The organism is Nocardioides szechwanensis (assembly GCF_900103935.1).
Classification (GTDB): domain Bacteria; phylum Actinomycetota; class Actinomycetes; order Propionibacteriales; family Nocardioidaceae; genus Nocardioides; species Nocardioides szechwanensis.
On the sequence record NZ_FNIC01000006.1, the window covers coordinates 263,159 to 284,279 of the forward strand.

Below are 21,121 nucleotides of genomic sequence, written 5' to 3' on the forward strand. Positions count from 1 at the left end.
GTCAACGTCCGTGTTGCGCCCGGGATTCCCGCTACTGTGTCCCTGCGGACGGGCTGGCCGGGCGACCGCGTTGGCCGGAGAGATCCGGTCACCGAGGAAGGTCCGGGCTCCACAGAGCAAGGTGGTGGGTAACACCCACCCGGGGTGACCCGCGGGACAGTGCCACAGAGAACAGACCGCCGGCTCTCGCCTCCGGGAGAGAGCAGGTAAGGGTGAAACGGTGGAGTAAGAGACCACCAGCGACCCGGGCGACCGGGTCGGCTCGGCAAACCCCACCTGGAGCAAGGTCAGACAGCGCACGCTCGAGGGCTGCTCGCCCGAGTGCGCGGGTAGATCGCTGGAGGCTGTCGGCAACGGCAGTCGTAGATGGATGGTCGCCCCTCGGTGCTCGCACCGAGGACAGAACCCGGCCTACAGGCCAGCCCGTCCGCACCGGGTCCTGACTGGCCGGTCAGGGGTTCAGCCGGCCGACGCGTCGTCGATGCACATGATGTTGCCCTCGCTGTCCTTGAACCACGCGGCGTTGCCCATGCCCTCGATCGAGGCGACGTGGCCGTCCCACGAGACCCCGGGCATGTCGTAGTGCTCGAACTCCAGCCCCTTGGCCGTCAGCGCGCGCACCTCGTCGGCGACGTTGTCGACGTGCCACTGGGCGATGGTGTGGCCGGCCTGACCGGCGTACTCCGTCTGGTACAGGAAGAAGGCGGTCCCGCTGTTGGTCCTGAACATGAGCCCGCCAGGGTTCTCCTCGACGGGAGTGAGGCCGAGGACATCGGCGTAGAAGCTGCGCGCTCTGGCGAGGTCGGACGCCGGGACGTTGGCGGTCACTCTGCTGTCGTTCAGCATCGGTGCTCCTTGGGGTCAGGAAGTGTCCCGGGCCGCTTCGCTGTCCAAGGTAATCCCGTTGCCGCGGTCTGACTACGCCTGAGCCGCGGTCGACTCGGTCTCCTCGCCGAGGTAGGCCTTGCGCACCGCGGGGTCGTTGCGGATCTCGGCCGGCGAGCCCTCGGCGATCTTGCGACCGAAGTCCAGGACCACCACCCGGTCGGCGTTGGCGAGCACCAGGGCGACGTCGTGCTCGATGAGCAGCACGCCCATGCCCCACTCGTCGGCCAGGCGCCGGATCAGGTGGCCCAGCTCGGCGCTCTCGGTCTCGTCCAGGCCCGCGGCCGGCTCGTCGAGCAGCAGCACCGACGGGTTGCTGGCGACGGCGCGCGCGATCGCGACCAGGCGGCGCTGGCCGTAGGACAGGTCCTCGGCACGCCGGTCCAGCAGCGGCTCGAGGTCGAGCTCCTCCACCGCGGCGACGACCGTCGCCGGCAGCGGCGGGTAGCCGGGCCAGACGAGGTCGGTGACGTAGGCGGCGCGGTCGCGCGGGTCGGCGGCCGCCAGCAGGTTCTCGCGGACCGTGAGGTCGTCGAAGAGCTCCAGGGACTGGAAGGAGCGGGACAGCCCGGCGCGGGAGCGGCGGTAGGGAGCCCAGCGGGAGATGTCGCGGCCGTCCCAGGTGATGGAGCCCGCGGTCAGCCGGTTGTTGCCGCTCACGCAGTCGATCAGCGTCGTCTTGCCGGCGCCGTTGGGCCCGAGGAGACCGACGACCTCACCGGGCCCGACCTCCAGGTCGACGCCCTCGAGGGCGGTGAACCCGCCGAAGCGCTGGGTCAGCCCCTTCACGGCCAGCCGCCGCGGCTGCACCGTCGTACGCTCCGTCTTCGGCAGCGGCTGCGAGGGGGCGGGACGAAGCCCCGGGATCCGCGCACGCAGTGGGCGGGTGAAGGCGTCGAACCGCTCGGAGATGCCGTTCTGGTTCAGGATCAGCACCACGAGGAGCAGGACGCCGGTGATCAGCGGCAGGTACTGCTGCCAGCTCGCGGCGTCCTCCACCGCTGCGTTGGTTGCCTCGTTGGAGGCCGTCAGCGTGACCAGACCGCCGGAGGCGAGCACCGAGCCGACCATCGGGCCGGCGAGGTAACCGGCGCTGCCGATCACGGTCAGCACCAGCACGCTGATCGACGAACCGGACGAGAACACGGACTGGTAGAGGACTGCGGGGTTGGAGAAGGCCAGGAGTACGCCGCCGAGCCCGGCGATGGCCGCCGAGAGGGTGAACCCGTAGAGCTTGGCCTCGAAGACGTTGACGCCGATCGCGGCGGCGGCGCGTTCGTTGGTGCGTACGGCGAGCAGGCGGCGGCCGCTGCGTCCCCGGCGGATGTTGGCGACGCCGAGCGCCGCGACGACCAGGAGGACGATGCACATCAGGGCGTAGTTGCGCGGGTGGGACACGGGGTCGATCGGGATGCCGAGCAGCGTGAGGTCGCGTGGGATGACCCGCGCGCTCTCGGTGTAGGCGCTGTTGCCGAAGACGAGCTGGGAGACGGCGAACCCGAGACCGAAGGTGATCACCGCGAGGTTGACCCCGCGGGTGCGCAGCGCCGGCAGTCCGAAGAGGAACCCGACCGCCATCGCCACGAGGACACCGGCGAGCAGCGCCGGTTCGAACCGCCAGCCCTGGACTGCCGCCAGCTTCGCCGCCGTGAAGGCTCCGATGCCGGCCAGGGCGAACTGGGCGAGGGAGAGCTGGCCGGTGTAGCCGGTCAGGACCACGATGGAGAGCCCGATGATCGCGAAGGTCGCGCTGATGATGACCGGGACGTACCAGTCCTTGGAGGCGCCGAGGCCGACCCAGAGCAGGGCCAAGGCGGTCGTCACGACCACGACCAACGGACGGGTGCGGCCGGTGCCGACCCGCGGGAGCCGGTCGCTGATGCTGCCGCGCAGCGGGAGCCCGCGGCCGCGCAGCACGAGCACGATGATGATGATCAGGAACGGCAGCGAGTCGGGGATGCCCTGGCGCTGCGTCGCCTCGACGTGGTCGTTGACCCAGTGGCCGACCAACGACTGCGCGACGCCGATGAACAGGCCACCGCCCAGCGCCATCGGGTAGGACTTGAAGCCGCCGAGGAGCGCTGTGGCCAGTGCCCCGATGATCAGGATGCTGAAGGTGATCGGCGAGAGGAAGCCGGAGGTGGTCGCCGGCATCATGGCGCCGGCGACGGCCGCCAGCCCTCCGCCGACACCCCAGGTGACGCTGGCCAGGACGTCGGGCGACCATCCGAGGGCGGCCGCGCCGCGGGGGTTGTCGGCCGACGCCGAGATCGCGTAGCCGAACCGGGTGCGGACGCTGGTCACGGTGAGCAGCAGCGCGAACACCGCGGCGATGCCCACAAGCCAGAACGCGTACCGCCCGATGATGATGCCGCCGGGCAGGGTGACCGCCTCGGTCGGCACCGGCGAGGCGGTGATGATCTGCTTGGCGGTGTACTCCAGCACCACGGCCTGGGTGAGCAGGGTCAGGATGCCCAACGTCGCGATGACCCTCGCCAGCGGGCTGGCACCGCGCAGCGGGCGCATCACCAGGAAGTGGGTCAGCACCCCCATCAGCGCGCAGATCAGGACGGCCGCGACGAGGGAGAAGGCGAGCCCGTTGCCGCGCACGGTCTGGAACTCGTAGACGAGGTAGGCGCCGACCAGGGCGAAGCCTGCGTGCGCGAAGTTGATCACGCCCGAGCCGCGGTAGATCACCACGAGGCCGAGACCGAGGAGAGCGTAGATGCCGCCGGTGCCGAGTCCGAGCAAGCCGAAGCGGACGAGGTCAGTCATGGGTTCTCAGGATTCCTCAAGAGTTTGTCCGGGCGGAGCCGGGCGAGGCGACGGATGAGGTGGCGGGACGTTCACTGGGCCCCGCTGAGGTAGTGCGCGGCGATCCTCTCGGGGTCGTCACGCAGGTCGGCAGCGTCACCGGACATCACGACCCGACCGCGCCGCATCACCTTCACCCGGTCGGCGACCGCGAGTGCCTGACGGACGTGTTGCTCCACCAGGACGACGGCCACGCCGGCGTCGGCGGCGCGTCGTACGGCGGCCAGCAGCCGCTCCACGACGAGCGGAGCCAACCCGAGCGAGAGCTCGTCGGCGAGCAGCACCCGGGGCTCGCCGGCCAGCACCCGGCCGAGGGCCAGCATCTGCTGCTGGCCGCCGGAGAGCAGGCCGACCCTCTTGGAGAGGTGCTCCTCGAGCTCCGGGAAGAACTCGAGCGCGGCCTCCGGCTTGCCCCGGCCGAGCTTGAGGTTCTGCCAACCGGTGAGCTCCATGAAGACGCAGCGCTCCTCGGTCAGGAACCCCAGCCCCCGGCGGGCGCGCTGGTGGAGCGCCCGGCGGCGGCTGTCGCCGTGGAACGAGACAGTGCCCGCGATCGGCGACACCTCACCGGCCAGCGCCAGCAGCGTGGTGGTCTTGCCTGCCCCGTTGGCGCCCAGGAGGGCGACGATCTCACCGCCCCGGACGTCCAGGTCGAGGTCATGAACGGCCGGCGTCCCACCGTACCCAGCGGTCAGCCCTCGGGCCTCGATGACCACGTCACCCACCCGGGACGGCGTCGCCGCCCCGGGTGCGGTTGTCTGCGTCATGCCGGTCTAGGAGGCTGGGACGAGTGCCGACTTGAGGTCGACGTAGTCGTCGCCCTCCTGGACCAGCTCGCCACCCTCGACCTTGATGTAGATCGCCAGGGAGTTGACGATCCGGTTGAGGCCGTCAAAGGGGAACTCCGTCGCGAAGGTGAACGGCGGGGTGAAGCCGGCGGTGTCGACCGCCGCTGTGGCGTCAAGCGCGGCCTGGATCCCGGCCGCGCTGAAGTCCTCGTTCTTCTTCAGCACCGTGGCGAAGCCCTGGTAGGCGACCCAGGTGTTCTGCATGTACATGCCGCTCCAGCCACCGTTGGGGTCGTCCTCGAGCTCGCCGACGACCGCCTTGGCGTCGTCCCAGACCGGGTCGTCGCCGGTGGGGAAGCTGGACAGGGTCACCGTGCCCTCGACCGCGTCGCCACCGGTGTCGGTGACGAAGGTCGTGAGACCGCCGGGCACCAGGTAGTACCGGGTGTCGCTGCCGAGGCTCTTCGCTGCGGTGACGATCCCGAGGAACGGCTGCGGCGGGGTGCCGAAGATGGCGCAGTCGTAGTCGACGGTCTCCTGCGCGATGCTGCTGAAGTCGGTGGTCGTCGGCGGGACCTTGATCAGGTCGGACGCCGGAGCGCCCCCGCTGGACAGCCCCACGTCGACGAGCTGGGAGATCTCGCCCGCGGACGGCAGGTCGTAGTTGACCGACGCGACGGTCTCGCAGCCGTCGGCCGCGGCCTTGGCGCCGAGCCCGGCCAGGCCCAGCACACCGGACGTCAGCATGAAGCTGTTGGGGCTGGAGAGCTCCGCGGAGGAGATCCCCGGAGGGCCGAACCACGGGATCCCGGCCTCCTCGAGGATCGGCATCATCACGTCGCCGTTGGCGGTGAAGCCGCCCACGACCGCCGCCACGCCCTCGTCGACGGCCTGCCGCGCGCAGTCGGCCGCCTTGTTGGGGTCGGCGCCCTCGTTGCAGGTGATCAGCTTGAGCTCGTGGCCGTTGATGCCACCGCCGTTGTTGATGTCCACGACCGCGCCCTGCGCGATGTCGAGAATTGCCTTCACGTTGAGCGTGTCGGTGTCGTAGGCGGTCCACGTCATCACCGTGAGCGGGTCACCGGTGAACTCCACGTCGGCGTTCTGCGTGGGCCCGTCTGAGCTGTCCTCGGAGTCGTCGCTCCCGCCACAGGCCGCGAGGCCGAGCAGCAGGGTCACGGCACTCGCCGCGGCGAGTCCCCGGGTGCGGTTACGCATGGTCATCATCAGTTCCCTCTCCCACAAGCTGGCGCTTTGCCGCACCCCGGCCTCCCAAAGCCGGTGTGTTGGGCGTCACTCTGCCAACTAGAACGTGTTCCTGTCGACGAAACGCGCTAATCGATGCGTTTTATCTGCCCCATCTCGGGGAGCGGGATCCAGCCGGGGGTGTCACTCAGTCGCCGGGACGGGGAACGCCACGCAGTCAGCGCGACGGACGTCGCACCGGACCAGCCGCGCCGCACCGCCCTGGCCGTCGGAAACCAGGGTCGCGACCAGGGTCTTCTCGTCCTCCCAGGTCCAGGTGCTGACCGCGAAGCCCCAGCCCTCCGGGGCCTCCAACACGACCTCGTCGTCGCTCCCGACCGCCTGCGCGCTCAGCGCCCCCACGGCGGTGACCTCGCCGGCGACGGTGCCGGCCGGCGCCCGCACCAGCCAGGTGCCTCCGGGGCTGAGGTCGAGCACGTCGTACGTCGGCAGCGTCGCCCCCGGCGTCAGCCGGCCGTCGCCGTCGATCGTGGCGAGGTAGGGCGCGGTGCTGGTGGCGTCGGTGGCGCCGTCGCCCCCGTCGACGACGACCAGCCCGGCGGGGGTGGCCCCGAGGACCACCTGGTCCGGAGCCGACTCGGTCAGGTCGATGACGGTGCGCTGGTCCTCGAACTGAGCGCGCCACATCAGCCGGGTACGCGTGCCCTGGACGATCACGTCACCCTCGTCGGTGACGGCGGCGACCCGGAGCGCGACGCCGTCCTCCCTGGCGGGCAGGTCGGGGATCGGCGCCTCACCGAAGCCCTCCCCCGCAGGTTGGGTGTCGAAGCCGGTCAGGCGGGCCTCCCCGCTGCTCAGATCCACCAGGGCGATGTAGAGGCCGTTGGGCGAGATCGCCGGCCCCTGGTCGATCTGGGCCTCGATCCGCACAGCCCCCTCGATGCCGGGACCGCCCCACCACCAGGACCCGTCGAACTGTGTCGCGAGCCAGACCCCGTGCCGCGTCTCCAGTCCCCACCACTCCCCCGGCACCTGCGTGCCGTCGACGTAGAGCCGGTTGTCGATGACGTAGGGCACCGTCGGCGCCGTGACCGGGACCGCCGGGTCGGTCACCGAGGGGCTCGGCGACGGTGCGGGCTCGGGCTCGCCGCCACCGTTCCGTCCGACCAGCACCGCCACCACGCCCACGACCAGCGCGACGACGGCGGCCGCCAGGAGCGGCTGCCACGGCCGCACGACACGGCGTGGCTCGTCGGCGGACGTGAGCGAGGGCATCGGCGGCACCAGGACGCCGTCGGCGACCTCGCTCAGCTCGCGGGCCAGGGTCTCTTCGATCTCGGTGGCCATCTCAGGCCTCCTCTGCGTGGTTTGTCTCGGGGCCGACGGCGGCTCGCAGGGCTTGGAGCGCACGATGCGCCGTGGACTTGACGTTGCCGGTGGAGCAGCCGAGGGCGTCGGCGATCTCACGTTCGCTGAGCTGTTCGTAGTAGCGCAGGACGATCACCGCCCGCTGCCGCGGCGGCAGGGTCGCGACGTGCGGCCAGAGCACCATGTGCTCTTCCGGGCCTCTGGTCGGCGCCGGGCGCGGCTCGGGGAGCGCGTCGGTGAGCAGCTCGAGCCGCCGTGCCTTGGGGCGCCGCAGCGAGATGTAGAGGTTGGTCTGCATCCGCCGCACGTACGCCGCCGGCTGGTCGGCCCGGCTCACCTTGGCCCAGATCGGTAGGCCTGCAGCAGCGTCTGCTGGGCGAGGTCCTCGGCATCCGCGTGGTTGCCGGTGAGCAGGTACGACGACCGGTAGAGCGACGGCCACGCGGACGCGGCGTACTCCTCGAACGCCGGCGTGTCCTGCGCTTGCCTCGTGGTCTGGAAGGTCATCGGAACCCCTTTCGTACCCCACTGACGACGGCTGGGGGCCAAAGGTTGCGTCCGACACTCAGTCGGGGCCGACCTCACGGAGGAACGTGACGGCGAAGGTTACGGACGCCTCCACCGGCAGCGCGGTGCGGCTGACGATCGACAGCTCACCGGTCGTGGGGTCCCAGGCCACCACCCGGAAGCCGTCGACCCGGCGCCCGATCGCCGCCACCCGCAGCAGGACGGTCCCGTCGTCGGCCAGCGCCATTGGCCCGAGTCCCCAGTTGCTGTAGTTGCCCTCGAAGTCGAGCACCGGCAGCCGGAACTGCGGGGTCAGCGTCTCGCGGTCCGCGACCACGACGTTGAACGGCTGGTTGTCGTACGTCGTGCCGACGACGGTGTCCTCGTCGGCCTGGATCCGCGAGAGGCGCCCGGTCCGGTCCATGCTCACCTTGCGAGGCGTCCCGCCCGCGTGGTCCGTGAGCACGTTCGGCTGGTCGAAGTCGCCGCTCACCAGCCAGCTGCCCTCGGGGTCGAGCGTCGCCGACAACCCGGCCGGGGCCGTGGTCTCCTCGGTCTCGCCGGACTCGATCGCGACGACGTACGCCTTCGGGCCGCTGTTGAACAGCAGCGTCTCCTCGTCGAGGAACGACCAGCCGGTGTCGTCCCACGGCTCGAAACCTGCGGGCGGTGCCAGCGTCGAGCTGTCGCCGGTGGCGAGGTCGTGCACCGTCACGCCGTAGTCGTGCTCCGGCGTGCGGTTGTCGAAGTAGTAGTAGACGGCGAGCCGGGTGCCGTCCGGGCTGAGCGAGACGAGGGGGTACCGGCCGTCGATCGGCACCGTGCGCCAGCCCCCATCGGTGCCGAGCACCTGGGCGAGACCGTCCTGCTCGACGGCGAGGACGGCCGCCGCGACCGGGTCGTCTGCCAGGGGCGGCGACGAGGCCGGCGGGTCGATCATGTCGGGCAGCGCCGGCGCGACCCGGTCCGGGGCCGCGGGCAGGTCGTCGACGTCGCGCGGGTCCCAGCGCGGCCACACCTTCGCGGTCGGCTCCGGGGGGCTGGTCACGGACGGCGAGGGCGTCTGGCTCGGCGCGGCCGGCGGCAGCCCACCGGTGCGGTCGGCACCCATCCGGGTGCCGACGACGACCGCCACCACCAGGGCGGAGGTCACCACGGCGGCGGCCGCGCCGCGTCGCCGGGCGCGCCGGCGTCGGGCGGTCAGGAGGGCCGCCTGCTCCAGCCGGGGGCTCTCGATCCCGTCGGTGGCCTGGGCCAGCAGGTCGTGGAGCTCACTCATGGGGTCCTCCGATCAGGTCGAGCAGCTCGGGCGCACCCGTACGCAGCCGGGCGAGGGCGGCGGCGTTCTGGCTCTTGACGGTGCCGACGCTGACTCCGAGCACCTCGGCCGTGTCGCGCTCGGAGAGGTCGTCGAAGTGCCGCAGCACGAGCACCGCCCGCTGCGACGGCGTCAGGCGCATCAGGGCACGCCGTACGACGAGCGCGGTGACGGGGTCGCTGCTGACGCCGTCGGGAACCGACTCGTCGGACTCGGTGCCGGAGTGGCCGGTCGTCTCGCGACGCCGGCGCCACCAGCTCACATTGTCGTTGACGACGACCTTGCGGGCGTACGCCGTGGGGTTGCCGGCGCGCAGCCGCGGCCAGCGCAGCGCGACCTTGACCAGTGCCTCCTGGACCAGGTCCTGGGCGCGGTGCAGGTCACCGGTCAGCAGGTAGGCCGAGCGCAGCAACGAACGCTGGCACCCGGCCGCCCACTCGGTGAACTCCCGATCGTCCACGCGCCGTCCTCCCAGAAAGAGTCTTGTCACCCTATGAACGTCGGGGGCAGCCGCCCAGGTTGGGGCGACTTCTCGGCCCCCGCCACGCCACGCTTCGTAGGGTGAGGACATGGCTGACGACCCCTACGCACCCGACGGCCGCTCCATGCGCGAGCGGATGGTGGCCGGCGACCAGTACCTCGCCGACGACCCGGAGCTCGACGAGGAGTCCCACGTCGCCCAGGACCTGATGACGGCCTACAACGCGACCAGGTCGCGACAGAAGCCGCTGCGGCGCGCGCTGCTGGAGCAGCTGCTCGGCTCGGTCGGTGAGGGCACGGAGATTCGGCCACCCCTCTACGTCGACTACGGGTCCCACGTCACGATCGGGGCGCGTTGCTTCGCCAACTACGGCCTGATGGCGCTCGACGTGGCCGAGATCAGCATCGGCGACGACGTCCAGATCGGCCCGAACGTGCAGCTGCTGACGCCCACGCACCCGGTCGAGCCCGGGCCGCGCCGCGACAAGTGGGAGTCGGCCAAACCGATCACCATCGGCGACAACGTCTGGCTGGGGGGCGGCACCGTGGTGTGCCCCGGCGTCACGATCGGCGCGAACACCGTGGTTGGTGCCGGCTCCGTGGTGGTCAAGGACCTCCCCGCCGACGTCGTGGCCGTGGGCAACCCGGCCCGGGTGATCAAGCACCTGGCCTGACGGGTACCGGGTCGGCATGACTACGAACCCGACCGAGCCGCTCCCCGACCCCGACGTCGTGCCCAGCCCGGGCCCCGGTGAGACCCCACCCGACCCGCTCCAGCCGGAGCCGCTGCCGGGCACCGAGCCCGTCCTGCCCTGACTTCAGGATCGCTTCAGGTAGGCGATGAGAACGTAGGACCATGAAGCTCACCAAGAGGACCACCATCGTCGCCGGACTGCTCGCCGTCGGGGTCGTGGCGGGCGCAGGGACCGCGGTCGCGACCCAGATCGTCGACGACGAGGCCGGCAGCACCGACTTCACCGAGCAGCAGGCCGCTGACGCGACCGACGCCGCGCTGGAGGCGACCGGAGGCGGCACGGCCAACTCCGTCGAGCGCGACTCCGAGAACGGCGCGACCTGGGAGGTCGAGGTGACGAAGACCGACGGGACGACGGTCGACGTACGCCTCGACGAGTCCTACGAGGTCGTGGTGATCGAGGGTGACTCCGAGGAGCCCGACTCCGACGGGGACGGCGACGACTGACCGAGCGTCGGGAGCGGGTCGTGGGAGCCTGACCACGTGCGCATCCTGATGGTGGAGGACGACGAGCACGTGGCCGCTGCCGTGAAGCGCGGGCTCGAGGCGGAGGGGTACGCCGTGGACGTGGCCCTCGACGGCACCGACGGCCACTGGATGGCCACCGAGAACGCCTACGACCTGATCGTCCTCGACTCGATGCTCCCGGGGATGGGCGGCGAGGATCTCTGCCGTGCCCTCCGCCGCGCTCGGGACTGGACCCCGATCCTCATGCTCACGGCCCGCGTGGGCAGCGCTCCCGAGGTCACCGCGCTCGACGCGGGTGCCGACGACTTCCTCGCCAAGCCGTTCTCCTACCAGGTGCTGCTGGCGCGGATCCGCGCGTTGCTGCGCCGGGGGCGCCAGGAGCGTCCCGTCGTGCTCGAGTCTGGAGACCTCCGTCTCGACCCGGCCTCGCACGAGGTCTGGCGCGGCGGCGTGCCGATCGACCTGACCCCGCGGCAGTTCGCGCTGCTGGAGTGCCTGATGCGCTCGCCCGGGGTCGCGCTGTCCAAGGTCCGGCTCAAGGAACAGCTCTGGGACTTCGCCTACGACGGCGACCTCAACGTGATCGAGGTCCACATCCGAGCGCTCCGCAAACGGATCGACGAGCCGTTCGGCCGCGCGTCGATCGTGACGGTGCGCGGTGTGGGCTACCGCCTCGACCCCGTGGGCGGCTGAGGTGAAGACTGTCCGGGCAAGGATCACCGCCCTGGCGTTGGTCGTCTCGTCACTGGTGCTGGTCCTCGCTGGTGCCGCGCTGCTGCACGTCCTGGCCTCAGAGCTCACCAGCCAGGGCGACTCCGCCGCCCGGGCGCGCGTCGCGGAGCTGGTCGAGGCTGCCGCAGACGGCTCCCTCGAGCAACAGGTGCCTCCGGTCACGGACGACGGTTTCGTGCAGGTGCTGAACGGCGACGGAACGGTCCTCGCCTCCTCGCCGAACCTGCCCGACGAGCCGGTCGACGCACCCGCGACCGCCGCCGAGAACGTCCACGTACTCGATCTCACCGCGCCCGACGACGCGGAGACGGAGCGCTACCGGACGTGGCGGACCGCCGTGGAGACCGACGGTGGCACGGTCACGGTCCTGGTCGGGACGAGCCTCGAGTCCGCCGACGAGGCCACCCGCAGCCTGCGCACGGCACTCGTCATCGGGATCCCGGTCATGCTCGCCCTGCTGGGCCTCGGCACCTGGTACGTCGTCGGCCGCGCCTTGAGCCGCGTCGACCGGGTTCGCGCCGAGGTCGAGCGGATCCCTGAGGACGACCTGTCCCGCCGGCTCGAGCCCGGCTCCCCCGACGAGGTCGGCCGCCTGGTCGAGACCATGAACCGGCTGCTCGCGCGCGTCGACGACTTCCAGCACCGACAGCGCGACTTCGTCGCCGATGCCTCGCACGAGCTGCAGAGCCCGATCACGGCGTTCCGCGCGCAGCTCGAGGTGGCCCAGGCGCACCCGGACTCGGCGGACTGGGCGGCGCTGACCACCGACCTGTTGGAGGACACCGTCCGGATGGAGGAGCTGGTGCACGACCTGCTGCTGCTCGCGGTGGGCGAGACCCCGCGACCCGAGTCCGACGAGACCGTCGACGTCTCCGGTCTGGTCGACGAGGAGGTCGCGCGCCTCGTCATCCGCCCGGGTGTGCGCGTCGGCTGCGAGACGGGCTTCCCCGCCCAGGTGCGCGGCGACCGCGGGCAGCTCGCGCGAGTGGTCGCCAACCTGCTGGAGAACGCCGTGACCCACGCCGCCTCCCAGGTCACGGTGACCGTGACCGAGCAGGGCGACTCGGTCCTGGTCCGGGTCGTCGACGACGGCCCCGGTGTCCCGCCCGACCAGGCCGACCGGATCTTCGAGCGGTTCTATCGCGGGGACGCCGCTCGTTCTCGCGCCGACACGGGAACCGGGCTCGGCCTGGCGATCGCCCGCGCCCTGACCCGGCGGCACGGTGGCGACGTCGTGCTGGTGGCCGGGTCAAGCGGCGCCACCTTCGAGGTCCGCCTGCCTAGGCTTGGTGCATGAGCTGGGCGACCTGTACCAACGGCCACGCCCACTGGGGCCGTCGCGGCGCCGCCGGACTGCTGCTCGCCGAGCGCGGGCGGGTGCTGCTCCAGCTGCGCGCCCGCTGGGCCCACCAGGGCGGCACCTGGTCGATCCCGGGCGGTGCCCGCGAGCGTGGCGAGAGCTGGGTCGACGCCGCCCTGCGCGAGGCCCGCGAGGAGCTCGGGCTGTCGCGTCACGACGTCGACGTACGCGGGTCCTCGCGCGCCACCTGCGGTGGCTGGACCTACGAGACCGTCCTCGGGGTCCCCACGGGCGTCCTCAGCCTGGCCGACCTCGCGGAGAGCGACGGGCACGCCTGGGTGCCTGCCCACGAGGTGGCCGACCTGCCGCTCCACCCGTCGTTCCGGCTCGCCTGGTCCGCGCCTGACTCGCCGCTGGTGGCGTTCGTCGGCGCCTAGCTAGAGCCCGCCACTAGACGAGGCGCAGCTCGACCTTGCGGGTGGCGACGTCGGCCTTCTCCAGGCGCACTCGTACGTCGGTACCGAGCGGCAGTGCCTGGTCGCCGACGACCCGGGCCTCGACGCCGAGCTCCTTGAGCACGACCACGCCCTGGCTGGGGTTCTTCTCGTCGGTGCTGACGACCACCCCGTCGAGCTCCTCGCCGACCCGGGCCGCCAGCAGCCCGGCCTCGACCAGGTCGAGCACCGCCCGCTCGTAGCCCTTGGCCCGCTGCCCCGACTGCTGCATGGTCTTGGGCAGCGTCGGCAGTGCCTCGAGCACCCACGCCGGGACCGGCTCCCCGGCACACAGCGCCACGCACACCTCGGCGGCGTAGCGGTCGGCCAGCCGCCGCAGCGGCGCGGTGACGTGGGCGTACTCGGAGGCCAGGGCGGAGTGCAGCGGCTCGGCGGGCACCTCGCCGTCGAACGCGACGTAGCCGCTGCCGCGCAGCAGCCGGGCGCTCGCCACGACCATCGCGGCGTGCTCGGGCTTGGCGGGGTCCAGCGCGCGGATGAAGTCGGGGTAGAGGATCTCGGCCGGCCAATCGATGCCGAGGGCGCGCGCGGTGCGGTGCAGGCGCTGCACGTCGCGCGGGTCCGGCGGCGGCAGGGTGCGGAGCAGCCCGACCCGGCCGTAGACCATGAGGGAGGCCGCGCCGAAGCCGGTGAGCAGCGAGATCTGCGCGTTCCACAGCTCGACGGGGAGCATGGAGCGGAACTCCAGTGTCCAGCGGTCGCCGTGGATGTCGATCTCCTGCTCGGGCAGCGGCAGCGAGACCCCGCCGCGGACGGCGTCACGGGCGACCCGCAGCTCGCCGATCTCCTGGAGCAGCTGGAGCACCTCGCTCGCCGTACCGTCGTCGACGGAGCGCTGGGCGCTCTCGTAGGAGAGCTTGGCGGTCGAGCGGACGCGGGCACGTTCGACGTGGACGTCGGTGCCCTCACCGGTCTCGTCGACCTGGATCGTCCAGAGCAGGGCCGGCCGCACCTCGCCGGCCAGGAGCGAACCGGCGTCCTCGGAGATCACCTTGGGGTGCAGCGGCACCTTCGAGTCGGCGCCGTAGAGGGTCTCGCCCCGCCGGTGCGACTCGAGGTCGATCGGGTCGCCCGCCGTGACGAACGCGGCCAGGTCGGCGATCGCGTAGTGGACGACGTAGCCGTCGCCGGCGCGTTCGATGTGCAGCGCCTGGTCGAGGTCCATCGCCGTCTCGGGGTCGATCGTGACGAACGGGATGTCGGTGCGGTCGAGGTCCGGCAGGCGGGGCGCCGCCGCTGCGGCCGCCGCCGCAGCCTCGACCTCGGGCGGGAACTCGGGGGTCACGTCCAGCTCCGCCTGGATCCGCGAGATCCCCTCGCGGAGCACGGCCACGACGGCGTCGTCGTCGGCGGTCTTGATGTGGACGACACGGCTGCTCGGCATGTCAGGAACCCTAACGACCCGTCCTGATGCGGCAGCCCTAGGCTCGGCGGGTGCTGATCCTGCTGCCGCCCAGCGAGGGCAAGACCGCTCCGCGCCGTGGCAAGCCACTCGACCTCGCCACCCTCACCAGCCCGGTCCTGACCCCGGCGCGCGAGCAGGTGATCGCGGCCCTGGTCGAGCTGTGCGAGGGCGACCCCATGGTCGCCGCCAAGACGCTGGGAGTGCCCAAGACCCAGCTCGACCTCGTGCAGCTCAACGCCGCCCTGCGTGAGGCGCCCACAGCGCGCGCCGACCGCGTCTACAGCGGCGTCCTCTACGAGGCCCTCGACCTCGCCGAGGCGTCGTCGGCCGCTCGACGCCGTGCGACCTCACGGGTCGCGGTCATGAGCAGCGTCTTCGGGATGGTCCGGCCGACCGACCGGATCCCGGCGTACCGGCTCTCCGGTGACGCGAGGCTGCCAGGGCTCCCGGGTGTCGGCGGGGTGGCGGCGCACTGGCGCGAGCACCTGGGTCCGGCCGTGAGCGACGCGCTCGGCGGCGGGCTGCTGGTCGACCTCCGGTCGGGCACGTACGCCGCGTTCTGGCGGCCGCCGGCCGAGCTCGCGCGGCGGGTGGCCACGGTGCGGGTGCTGCACGAGTCCGACGGGAAGCGGCAGGTCGTCAGCCACTTCAACAAGGCCACGAAGGGCCGCATCGTCCGCGCGCTGCTCGAGGACGGCCGTGACCCGCGCTCCCCCGCCCGCCTCGCCGAGACGATGCGCGACCTCGGCTGGGTCGTCGAGGTCGGCGAGCCGACCCCGAAGGGCACCCAGCTCGACGTGGTCGTCAGCGAGATCTAGCGCTACCAGGCCGTGGGGTCGGAGAACGCGTCACGCGCGGGCGGCAGCGCGTTGTAGAGGCGCATCGACGTGCGCGGCTCCAAGCCGTCGGCACCACCGTTGAAGAACGACACGACGGTGACCGACGCCGGCGACAGCTCCATCCGGAACACCGAGTCGAGCGGCGCGTTGACGGCGTGGGCCACGAGGGTCTTGATCGGCGTCACGTGGCTGACCACGACGACCGTGCGGCCCGCGTGGGCGTCCAGCACCCGTTGCAGCCCCTCGAGCACGCGCTCCTCCACGACCCGGAACGACTCGCCCCCCTCGGGCGCGACGTCCAGCGACCCGAGCCAGGCGTCGAGGCCCTCGGGGTGCGCTTTCGCGACCTCCCCGAAGGTCATCCCGTCCCAGACCCCGAACTCCATCTCCGCGAAGCCCGGTTCCTCGGTGAGCGGGCGACCCAGGACCTCCGCGACGATCTCCGCCGACTCGCGGGTCCGTCGTACGGGAGACGCGATCACGGCCTCGACCCGCTCGGCGATCGGCGCCAGCCACTCGGCGGTCGCCCGCACCTGGGCGCGGCCGTCGTCGCTCAACCCCGGGTTGGAGCTCGCGAGCCCGCCGGAGAAGCGCTTGTCGACCGTGTGCGCCGTGACGCCGTGACGGACCAGGACCAACGTCGTCGGCGTGCTGCTGCCGGCCGACCACCCCCGTGCCTGGCTCTGGATCGAGGCCGGAGCGTCGCCCTCGGCAGCCGCCGCCGGGCTCTCGATCTCCTCGATCAGCGAGTCCTCGTCGCCGGGCACGCTCACGCCGTCGCGCTTGCCGTCGAGGGCCTCGTTGACCAGCCGGTCGGCGTGCAGGTTGCGCTCCCGCGGCACCCATGTGTACGTCGTGCCGTCCGGCGCCAGCCGGGTGGCCTCGGCCGCGAGCGACCGCATCTCGGGGTGCTTGATCTTCCAGCGGCCCGACATCTGCTCGACGACGAGCTTGGAGTCCAGCCGCACCTCGATCTCGGCGCCCGGCGCGTGCGCCTCCGCCAGCCGCAGCCCCGCGATCAGCCCGGAGTACTCCGCCACGTTGTTGGTGGCCACCCCGATCCGGGTGCCGTCCTCGGCGATCACCGCACCCGTCTCGGCGTCCTTGAGCACCGCGCCGTAGGCCGCGGGGCCGGGGTTGCCGCGCGACCCGCCGTCGACCTCGATCAGGACCCGCTTGGTCACAGTGACGAGCTCACAGGCCGGACTCGCCCGTGCGCACCAGGATCCGCTGGCACTCCTCACACCGGACGACCTCGTTGCTGGGCAGGGCGCGGATGACCGCCAGCTCGGCGTTGTCGATGGTCAGCTGGCAGCCGTTGCAGCGGCGCTGCCGCAGCTCGGCCGCGCCGACGCCGTCCTTGTTGGCCCGGAGCTTCTCGTAGAGCGCCAGCAGGTCGTCGGGCATCCCGTCGACCGCGGTCGCCCGCTCGCCGGTGAGCCGGTCGAGCTCGGCGTCGATCTCGGCGGCCTTGAGGTCGCGGCCGGTGACCAGCCCGGACAGCCGCTCGTCGCCCTCGGCCACCTGGCCCGACAGCTCGGCAAGCGACGCCTGGGCCTCCTCGAGCTGCTCCATCACCTCGAGCTCCTCGTCCTCGAGGGTCGAGATCCGGCGGTCGAGCGACGTCAGCTCGTGCTGCATCCGCTCGAGGTCCTTGGGGTTGGTGATCTGCCCCGCGTCCATCCGGTTGCGGTCGCGGGTGCGCCGAGCCTTGACCTGCTCGACGTCGGCGTCGGCCTTGGCCTGCGCGGAGGCCAGGTCGTCGACCACGATCTGCGCGTCCCGGACCTGGTCGACCAGCTCGGCGCGGCGCGCGGTGAGCGTGGCGATCTCGGCGATCTCGGGCAGGTGGGCGCGCTGGTGCCGGAGCTGGTCGGCCTGGGCGTCCAGCGCCTGGACGTCGAGCAGCTTCAGTTGGGCGAACGGGTCGGCTTTCAGCGGGTGCTCCTCAGATGCGGAAGTGCCAGGGATCGGTGACGGTCGTGCTCACGCGCGTCTCCACCGTATCGCCCAGCGACTCACGCAGCCGCGCCTCCACCACCGGCAGCCAGGTCCACTCCGCCGCCCAGTGCGAGACGTCGACCAGAGCCGGGCCCGCGTGCTCCACGAACTCGCTCGCCGGGTGGTGCCGCAGGTCGCTCGTGACGTAGACGTCGGCCCCGCTGCGCAGCACCTCGCCCAGCAGGAAGTCGCCCGCGCCGCCACACACCGCGACCCGGCGTACGGCGCGCTCGGGGTCACCCGAGACGCGCACGCCCTGGGCGGTGTCGGGCAGTGCCTCACCGATCCGCTCGGCGAGCTCGCGCAGCGTCGTGGCCGGCACCGAGCCGATCCGCGCGGTGCCGGCGGACGAGAGGCCGGGATCGGCGAGCTCGACGACGTCGTACGCCGGCTCCTCGTAGGGGTGTGACGCGAGCAGCGCTGCGACCACGGCCGGGCGCAGGGCGCGCTCGAGCACGACCTCGACCCGGACCTCGTCGACGGTCTCGATCGAGCCCACCGTGCCGATCGTGGGCTGGGCCCCCACGAGCGGGCGGAACCTGCCCTGCCCCGGGGAGCTGAACGACGCGAAGTCGTAGTCGCCGATCCGTCCCGCCCCGGCCTCGGCGATCGCGGCGCGCACCGGCGCCGCCGCGTCGGCGGGCACGAAGGTGGTCAGCTTGTCGCGCGGCGGCCCGGCCGCGTGGGTCAGCGGCCGGACGTCCGTGAGCCCGAGGGCACCGGCGAGCGCGTCGGAGACTCCGGCCTCCGCCCGGTCTGCGTTGGTGTGGGCGGTCAGCAGCGCGCAGCCGGCGCCGGCCAGCGTCGCCAGGGTGCGACCCTTGGGCGTGGTCGCGGCGAAGCCGTGCACGGGCTTGAGGAACAGCGGGTGGTGCACGACCAGCAGGTCGGCCTTCCACGCGGCCGCCTCGCGGGCCACCTCGAGGGTGGGGTCGACGGCGAACATCACCTTCGACACCGACGACGCGGGGTCGCCGTACACGAGACCGACGGCGTCCCAGTCGTCGGCGGTGTCGGGCGGGTACCAGCCGTGCAGCAGGTCGACGACGTCCTGGAGGGTCGGCATGCCCAGCAGGCTAGTGGTGGCTGCCAACGCTCCACCACGCGGGAGGTTCCGGGCCCTTTGCCGTTCTTCCGGGAGGTTGCGACTCCCCGGAACGACGGCGATCTCAGCAGATGGTGAAATCCGACGCGTCACCACCGCGCCCTACGATCGGAGCATGCCCGTCGTGAAGATCAACGCCATCTCCGTCCCGCCGCAGGCCCACGAGGAGCTCGAGAAGCGCTTCGCCAACCGGGCCCACACCGTCGACGGGACGCCCGGCTTCCTCGGCTTCCAGCTGCTGCGCCCGGTCAAGGGCGAGGACCGCTACTTCGTCGTGACCCAGTGGGAGGACGAGGACTCGTTCGCCGCCTGGCGTGACGGCGACGCCGTAGCCGCGCACGCCGCTCCGGAGGGGGCCGAGCGCCCCAAGCCCGTCTCCAGCGGCGCCGACCTGCTGGAGTTCGAGGTCGTGCTGGACGTCAAGCCGTCCTGAGCTAGTTGACCTGACGGTCGCGGTCCTTCCAGTACTCCGCACGCAGCTTGAACTTCTGGAGCTTGCCGGTCGCCGTCCGCGCCAGCACCTCGCGGAACTCGATCGAGGTCGGCGCCTTGTAGCCGGCCGCCTTGTCCTTGCACCAGGCGATGAGCTCGGCCTCGGTGACCTCGGAGCCCTCGGCGAGCACGACGAGTGCCTTGATCGTCTCCCCCCACTTCTCGCTGGGTACGCCGATCACGGCGACCTCGGCGACCGCCGGGTGCGAGAAGAGCACGTCCTCGACCTCGATCGAGGAGACGTTCTCGCCGCCGGTGATGATCACGTCCTTCTTGCGGTCCTGGATCGTGAGGTAGCCGTCGTCGCCGATCACGCCACCGTCGCCGGTGTGGAACCACCCGTCGCCCAACGCCTTCTCGGTCTCCTCCGGCTGCTCCCAGTAGCCCGCGAGCACCACGTTCGACTGGGCCAGCACCTCCCCCGCGCCCTCGGGTGAGTCGTCGGTCCTGAGGCGTACGCCGAGCGCGGGCGCCCCGGCACGCACCAGCTTCTGGGCGCGCTCGTCGGGCGACAGGTCGTCCCACTCGGCCCGGCCGCGGTTGATGGTCAGCAGCGGGGAGGTCTCGGTGAGGCCGTAGATCTGGATGAACTCCCAGCCCAGCTCCTCCTGCACGCGTACGACGGTCTTCGTCGGCGGCGGCGCGCCGGCCATGATGATCCGGACCTTGTCGCGCCCCGGGATCTCGCCCTCCCAGTCCTGGGCGGCGTCGAGCACCGCGGCCGCGACCGCCGGGGCGGCGCACATGACGGTGATGCCGTGCTCCTGCACCCGGCGCAGGATCTCGGCACCGTCGATCTTGCGGATCACCACCTGCTTGACGCCCAGGCCGGTCATCGCGAACGGCATCCCCCAGCCGTTCGCGTGGAACATCGGGAGGGTGTGCAGGTAGACGTCGCGGTCGGTCACCGCCGCGTGCATGGCGAAGGTGACGGCGTTGACCCAGATGTTGCGGTGGGTGATCTGCACGCCCTTGGGCCGGGCGGTCGTGCCCGACGTGTAGTTGATGCACGCGGTGGCGTTCTCGTCCGGCTCCCAGGCCTGGGGCTCAGCGCCCCCCTCTTCCGGCGGAGCTGCGTAGAGATTGTCGTCGTCGCCGATCACGAACCGGTGCTCCGCGGTGACGTCCTTCAGCTCCTCGTCCAGCTCGGGGTCGACGATCAGCACGCGAGCGCCGGAGTGCTCGACGATGTAGCGCACCTCGTCGGGCCGGAGCCGGAAGTTCACGGGCACCAGCACCCGACCGGAACCGGACACACCGAAGAACGACGTGAGCAGCCGCGAGCTGTTGTGGCTCACCACCGCGACCCGGTCCCCCACGCCGATCCCGAGCTCGTCGAGCTTCGCCGCCTGCCGCCGGGCCAGGGCGCCGATCTCGGCGTACGTCAGCTCGCCCCGCTCGTTGCCGAGCGCCGGTGCCGGCTGGGTGGGCTCGTCGACGGCGCCCACGCGCTCGCCGTACACCTGCACGGCACGGTCGATGAAGTCGGAAACGCTGAAAGGGACGATCAAGGTGGCCTCCTCTGTGACGGCTGCCACTGTAGTGAGAGCGACGTTGCTCGGTGGTTGTCCGCGGACGCCTTCGTCGCCCAACGGCCACGGCTCGGCGACGAACGGTCACCGGCGCCCTCGGATGAGAGTCCTCTCATGATGGTCTCACCGCCGCCCCACGATGGTGCAGGATCATGGCTGTCATGAGCAGGTTCTGGCAGGTCGTCCTCGCGCTCGCTCTCGCGCTCCCCGTCGGGGGGTACGTCGCCGGGTCGCTCGCCGCGTCGTCGGCCGACGAGCCGCGCCCCCGCGAGACCATCGTGATCGAGGACTCGTCCGCGAGCCCGACGGGTCGGCCCTCGCCGTCCCGGACACCGACGCCGACGCCGACACCGACACCGACGCCGAGCGACGGCCCCAGCGACGATCACAGTGACGACGACGACGGCGACGACGAGGTCGAGGTGGTGACCCCCGAGCCCGACGAGATCGAGGATGACCGGGGCGACAGCTCCGGCCCCGGCGGGGGCGGCGACGACAGCGATGACCACGAGGACGACAGCTCAGGTCACGGAGGCGGAGACGACAGGGGGGACGACGGCGACGACTGAGCCCGCACGTCTCCCCCGCAACGCCCGACTGCGCAGGTCGGGC

General features: G+C 71.9%; 23 protein-coding genes and 1 other RNA gene. 10 read left to right on the forward strand and 14 right to left on the reverse strand.

Translation table 11 applies throughout. The annotated features are described in order from the left end of the window. Positions 1–49: 49 nt before the first annotated feature. Positions 50–430: RNase P RNA component class A (gene rnpB, locus BLR90_RS15480), an RNA gene on the forward strand. A 29-nt stretch (positions 431–459) separates the two neighbouring features. Here the strand turns inward: rnpB and BLR90_RS15485 are convergent. The 9 genes from BLR90_RS15485 to BLR90_RS15520 form a co-directional block, all read right to left on the reverse strand. Then, positions 460–846 (reverse strand): VOC family protein, encoded by a 387-nt coding sequence (locus tag BLR90_RS15485; RefSeq protein WP_091026119.1) that lies wholly within the window; start codon positions 844–846, stop codon positions 460–462. Between the two features lie 72 nt (positions 847–918). Next, a complete protein-coding gene (locus tag BLR90_RS15490; RefSeq protein ID WP_091026120.1) occupies positions 919–3,660 on the reverse strand; it encodes a branched-chain amino acid ABC transporter permease/ATP-binding protein in 2,742 nt (913 codons plus the stop codon). 71 nt (positions 3,661–3,731) lie between these two features. Beyond that, positions 3,732–4,466, reverse strand: a complete 735-nt coding sequence (locus BLR90_RS15495; protein WP_091026121.1) for an ABC transporter ATP-binding protein — start codon at positions 4,464–4,466, stop codon at positions 3,732–3,734. A gap of 6 nt (positions 4,467–4,472) precedes the next feature. After that, the gene (locus BLR90_RS15500) at positions 4,473–5,714 is read right to left on the reverse strand and encodes an ABC transporter substrate-binding protein (protein ID WP_091026122.1); all 1,242 of its coding nucleotides are present in this window, start codon (positions 5,712–5,714) and stop codon (positions 4,473–4,475) included. 162 nt (positions 5,715–5,876) lie between these two features. Then, on the reverse strand, positions 5,877–7,040 hold the full coding sequence (locus BLR90_RS15505) for a hypothetical protein (RefSeq protein WP_091026123.1): 1,164 nt from the start codon (positions 7,038–7,040) through the stop codon (positions 5,877–5,879). A 1-nt stretch (position 7,041) separates the two neighbouring features. Further along, positions 7,042–7,398 (reverse strand): sigma-70 family RNA polymerase sigma factor, encoded by a 357-nt coding sequence (locus tag BLR90_RS15510; RefSeq protein ID WP_091026124.1) that lies wholly within the window; start codon positions 7,396–7,398, stop codon positions 7,042–7,044. After that, positions 7,395–7,568 carry a SigE family RNA polymerase sigma factor gene (locus BLR90_RS21085; RefSeq protein WP_170254298.1) on the reverse strand — a complete coding sequence of 58 codons (174 nt, stop codon included), beginning with the start codon at positions 7,566–7,568 and terminating at the stop codon, positions 7,395–7,397. Before BLR90_RS21085 ends, BLR90_RS15510 begins: the two co-directional genes overlap by 4 nt. 58 nt (positions 7,569–7,626) lie before the next feature. Continuing rightward, positions 7,627–8,847: a hypothetical protein gene (locus BLR90_RS15515; protein ID WP_091026125.1), complete on the reverse strand. Its 1,221-nt coding sequence runs from the start codon at positions 8,845–8,847 to the stop codon at positions 7,627–7,629. Beyond that, positions 8,840–9,346, reverse strand: coding sequence for a SigE family RNA polymerase sigma factor (locus BLR90_RS15520; RefSeq protein WP_245715341.1), 507 nt, complete (start codon positions 9,344–9,346; stop codon positions 8,840–8,842). The genes BLR90_RS15515 and BLR90_RS15520 overlap by 8 nt, the downstream gene beginning before the upstream one ends. A gap of 109 nt (positions 9,347–9,455) precedes the next feature. Here BLR90_RS15520 and BLR90_RS15525 point away from each other — a divergent pair, with 109 nt between their 5' ends. From BLR90_RS15525 to BLR90_RS15545, 6 genes are read left to right on the forward strand one after another with little or no spacing between them, the layout of a single operon-like run. Beyond that, entirely contained in the window at positions 9,456–10,040 is a 585-nt protein-coding gene (locus BLR90_RS15525; RefSeq protein ID WP_091026127.1) for a sugar O-acetyltransferase, read from the forward strand. 16 nt (positions 10,041–10,056) lie between these two features. Then, positions 10,057–10,182, forward strand: coding sequence for a hypothetical protein (locus BLR90_RS21665; RefSeq protein ID WP_281245410.1), 126 nt, complete (start codon positions 10,057–10,059; stop codon positions 10,180–10,182). Positions 10,183–10,222: 40 nt separating this feature from the next. After that, positions 10,223–10,567 carry a PepSY domain-containing protein gene (locus tag BLR90_RS15530; RefSeq protein WP_091026128.1) on the forward strand — a complete coding sequence of 115 codons (345 nt, stop codon included), beginning with the start codon at positions 10,223–10,225 and terminating at the stop codon, positions 10,565–10,567. Between the two features lie 36 nt (positions 10,568–10,603). Further along, complete coding sequence (locus tag BLR90_RS15535; RefSeq protein ID WP_091026129.1) at positions 10,604–11,281, forward strand: response regulator transcription factor; 678 nt, start codon at positions 10,604–10,606, stop codon at positions 11,279–11,281. A gap of 1 nt (position 11,282) precedes the next feature. Continuing rightward, positions 11,283–12,617, forward strand: coding sequence for a sensor histidine kinase (locus tag BLR90_RS15540; protein ID WP_143016233.1), 1,335 nt, complete (start codon positions 11,283–11,285; stop codon positions 12,615–12,617). Next, positions 12,614–13,057 carry an NUDIX domain-containing protein gene (locus tag BLR90_RS15545; RefSeq protein ID WP_091026131.1) on the forward strand — a complete coding sequence of 148 codons (444 nt, stop codon included), beginning with the start codon at positions 12,614–12,616 and terminating at the stop codon, positions 13,055–13,057. Before BLR90_RS15540 ends, BLR90_RS15545 begins: the two co-directional genes overlap by 4 nt. Positions 13,058–13,070: 13 nt before the next feature. On the opposite strand, the gene BLR90_RS15550 is transcribed toward BLR90_RS15545, so the two are convergent. Continuing rightward, positions 13,071–14,519, reverse strand: a complete 1,449-nt coding sequence (locus tag BLR90_RS15550; RefSeq protein WP_091026132.1) for an RNB domain-containing ribonuclease — start codon at positions 14,517–14,519, stop codon at positions 13,071–13,073. Between the two features lie 50 nt (positions 14,520–14,569). Between BLR90_RS15550 and yaaA the strand changes: the two genes are divergently transcribed. Next, entirely contained in the window at positions 14,570–15,358 is a 789-nt protein-coding gene (gene yaaA, locus BLR90_RS15555; protein WP_091026133.1) for a peroxide stress protein YaaA, read from the forward strand. A 2-nt stretch (positions 15,359–15,360) separates the two neighbouring features. On the opposite strand, the gene BLR90_RS15560 is transcribed toward yaaA, so the two are convergent. From BLR90_RS15560 to BLR90_RS15570, 3 genes are read right to left on the reverse strand one after another with little or no spacing between them, the layout of a single operon-like run. Next, positions 15,361–16,563, reverse strand: a complete 1,203-nt coding sequence (locus tag BLR90_RS15560; RefSeq protein ID WP_091026134.1) for a bifunctional RNase H/acid phosphatase — start codon at positions 16,561–16,563, stop codon at positions 15,361–15,363. A 10-nt stretch (positions 16,564–16,573) separates the two neighbouring features. Then, positions 16,574–17,317: a zinc ribbon domain-containing protein gene (locus tag BLR90_RS15565; RefSeq protein ID WP_170254300.1), complete on the reverse strand. Its 744-nt coding sequence runs from the start codon at positions 17,315–17,317 to the stop codon at positions 16,574–16,576. Between the two features lie 10 nt (positions 17,318–17,327). Next, positions 17,328–18,446, reverse strand: coding sequence for a Nif3-like dinuclear metal center hexameric protein (locus BLR90_RS15570; RefSeq protein ID WP_091026136.1), 1,119 nt, complete (start codon positions 18,444–18,446; stop codon positions 17,328–17,330). Positions 18,447–18,600: 154 nt separating this feature from the next. On the opposite strand from BLR90_RS15570, the gene BLR90_RS15575 reads away from it, so the two are divergent. Next, the gene (locus BLR90_RS15575; protein ID WP_091026137.1) at positions 18,601–18,918 is read left to right on the forward strand and encodes an antibiotic biosynthesis monooxygenase family protein; all 318 of its coding nucleotides are present in this window, start codon (positions 18,601–18,603) and stop codon (positions 18,916–18,918) included. A gap of 1 nt (position 18,919) precedes the next feature. Here BLR90_RS15575 and BLR90_RS15580 read toward each other — a convergent pair whose 3' ends face one another. Further along, positions 18,920–20,488 (reverse strand): AMP-binding protein, encoded by a 1,569-nt coding sequence (locus BLR90_RS15580; RefSeq protein ID WP_091026138.1) that lies wholly within the window; start codon positions 20,486–20,488, stop codon positions 18,920–18,922. Between the two features lie 182 nt (positions 20,489–20,670). Between BLR90_RS15580 and BLR90_RS15585 the strand changes: the two genes are divergently transcribed. Further along, a complete protein-coding gene (locus BLR90_RS15585; protein WP_091026139.1) occupies positions 20,671–21,078 on the forward strand; it encodes a hypothetical protein in 408 nt (135 codons plus the stop codon). The last annotated feature ends 43 nt before the right edge of the window (positions 21,079–21,121 follow it).

Bases quoted from the DNA above. Each gene is read 5' to 3' on its own strand.
- BLR90_RS21665 (WP_281245410.1), top strand. From the start codon at position 10,057: ATGACTACGAACCCGACCGAGCCGCTCCCCGACCCCGACGTCGTGCCC.
- BLR90_RS15505 (WP_091026123.1), bottom strand. From the start codon at position 7,040: ATGGCCACCGAGATCGAAGAGACCCTGGCCCGCGAGCTGAGCGAGGTC.
- BLR90_RS15525 (WP_091026127.1), top strand. From the start codon at position 9,456: ATGGCTGACGACCCCTACGCACCCGACGGCCGCTCCATGCGCGAGCGG.
- BLR90_RS15545 (WP_091026131.1), top strand. From the start codon at position 12,614: ATGAGCTGGGCGACCTGTACCAACGGCCACGCCCACTGGGGCCGTCGC.
- BLR90_RS21085 (WP_170254298.1), bottom strand. From the start codon at position 7,568: ATGACCTTCCAGACCACGAGGCAAGCGCAGGACACGCCGGCGTTCGAG.
- BLR90_RS15515 (WP_091026125.1), bottom strand. From the start codon at position 8,847: ATGAGTGAGCTCCACGACCTGCTGGCCCAGGCCACCGACGGGATCGAG.
- BLR90_RS15550 (WP_091026132.1), bottom strand. From the start codon at position 14,519: ATGCCGAGCAGCCGTGTCGTCCACATCAAGACCGCCGACGACGACGCC.
- BLR90_RS15530 (WP_091026128.1), top strand. From the start codon at position 10,223: ATGAAGCTCACCAAGAGGACCACCATCGTCGCCGGACTGCTCGCCGTC.
- BLR90_RS15485 (WP_091026119.1), bottom strand. From the start codon at position 846: ATGCTGAACGACAGCAGAGTGACCGCCAACGTCCCGGCGTCCGACCTC.
- BLR90_RS15585 (WP_091026139.1), top strand. From the start codon at position 20,671: ATGAGCAGGTTCTGGCAGGTCGTCCTCGCGCTCGCTCTCGCGCTCCCC.
- BLR90_RS15575 (WP_091026137.1), top strand. From the start codon at position 18,601: ATGCCCGTCGTGAAGATCAACGCCATCTCCGTCCCGCCGCAGGCCCAC.
- BLR90_RS15570 (WP_091026136.1), bottom strand. From the start codon at position 18,446: ATGCCGACCCTCCAGGACGTCGTCGACCTGCTGCACGGCTGGTACCCG.
- BLR90_RS15490 (WP_091026120.1), bottom strand. From the start codon at position 3,660: ATGACTGACCTCGTCCGCTTCGGCTTGCTCGGACTCGGCACCGGCGGC.
- BLR90_RS15500 (WP_091026122.1), bottom strand. From the start codon at position 5,714: ATGATGACCATGCGTAACCGCACCCGGGGACTCGCCGCGGCGAGTGCC.
- BLR90_RS15495 (WP_091026121.1), bottom strand. From the start codon at position 4,466: ATGACGCAGACAACCGCACCCGGGGCGGCGACGCCGTCCCGGGTGGGT.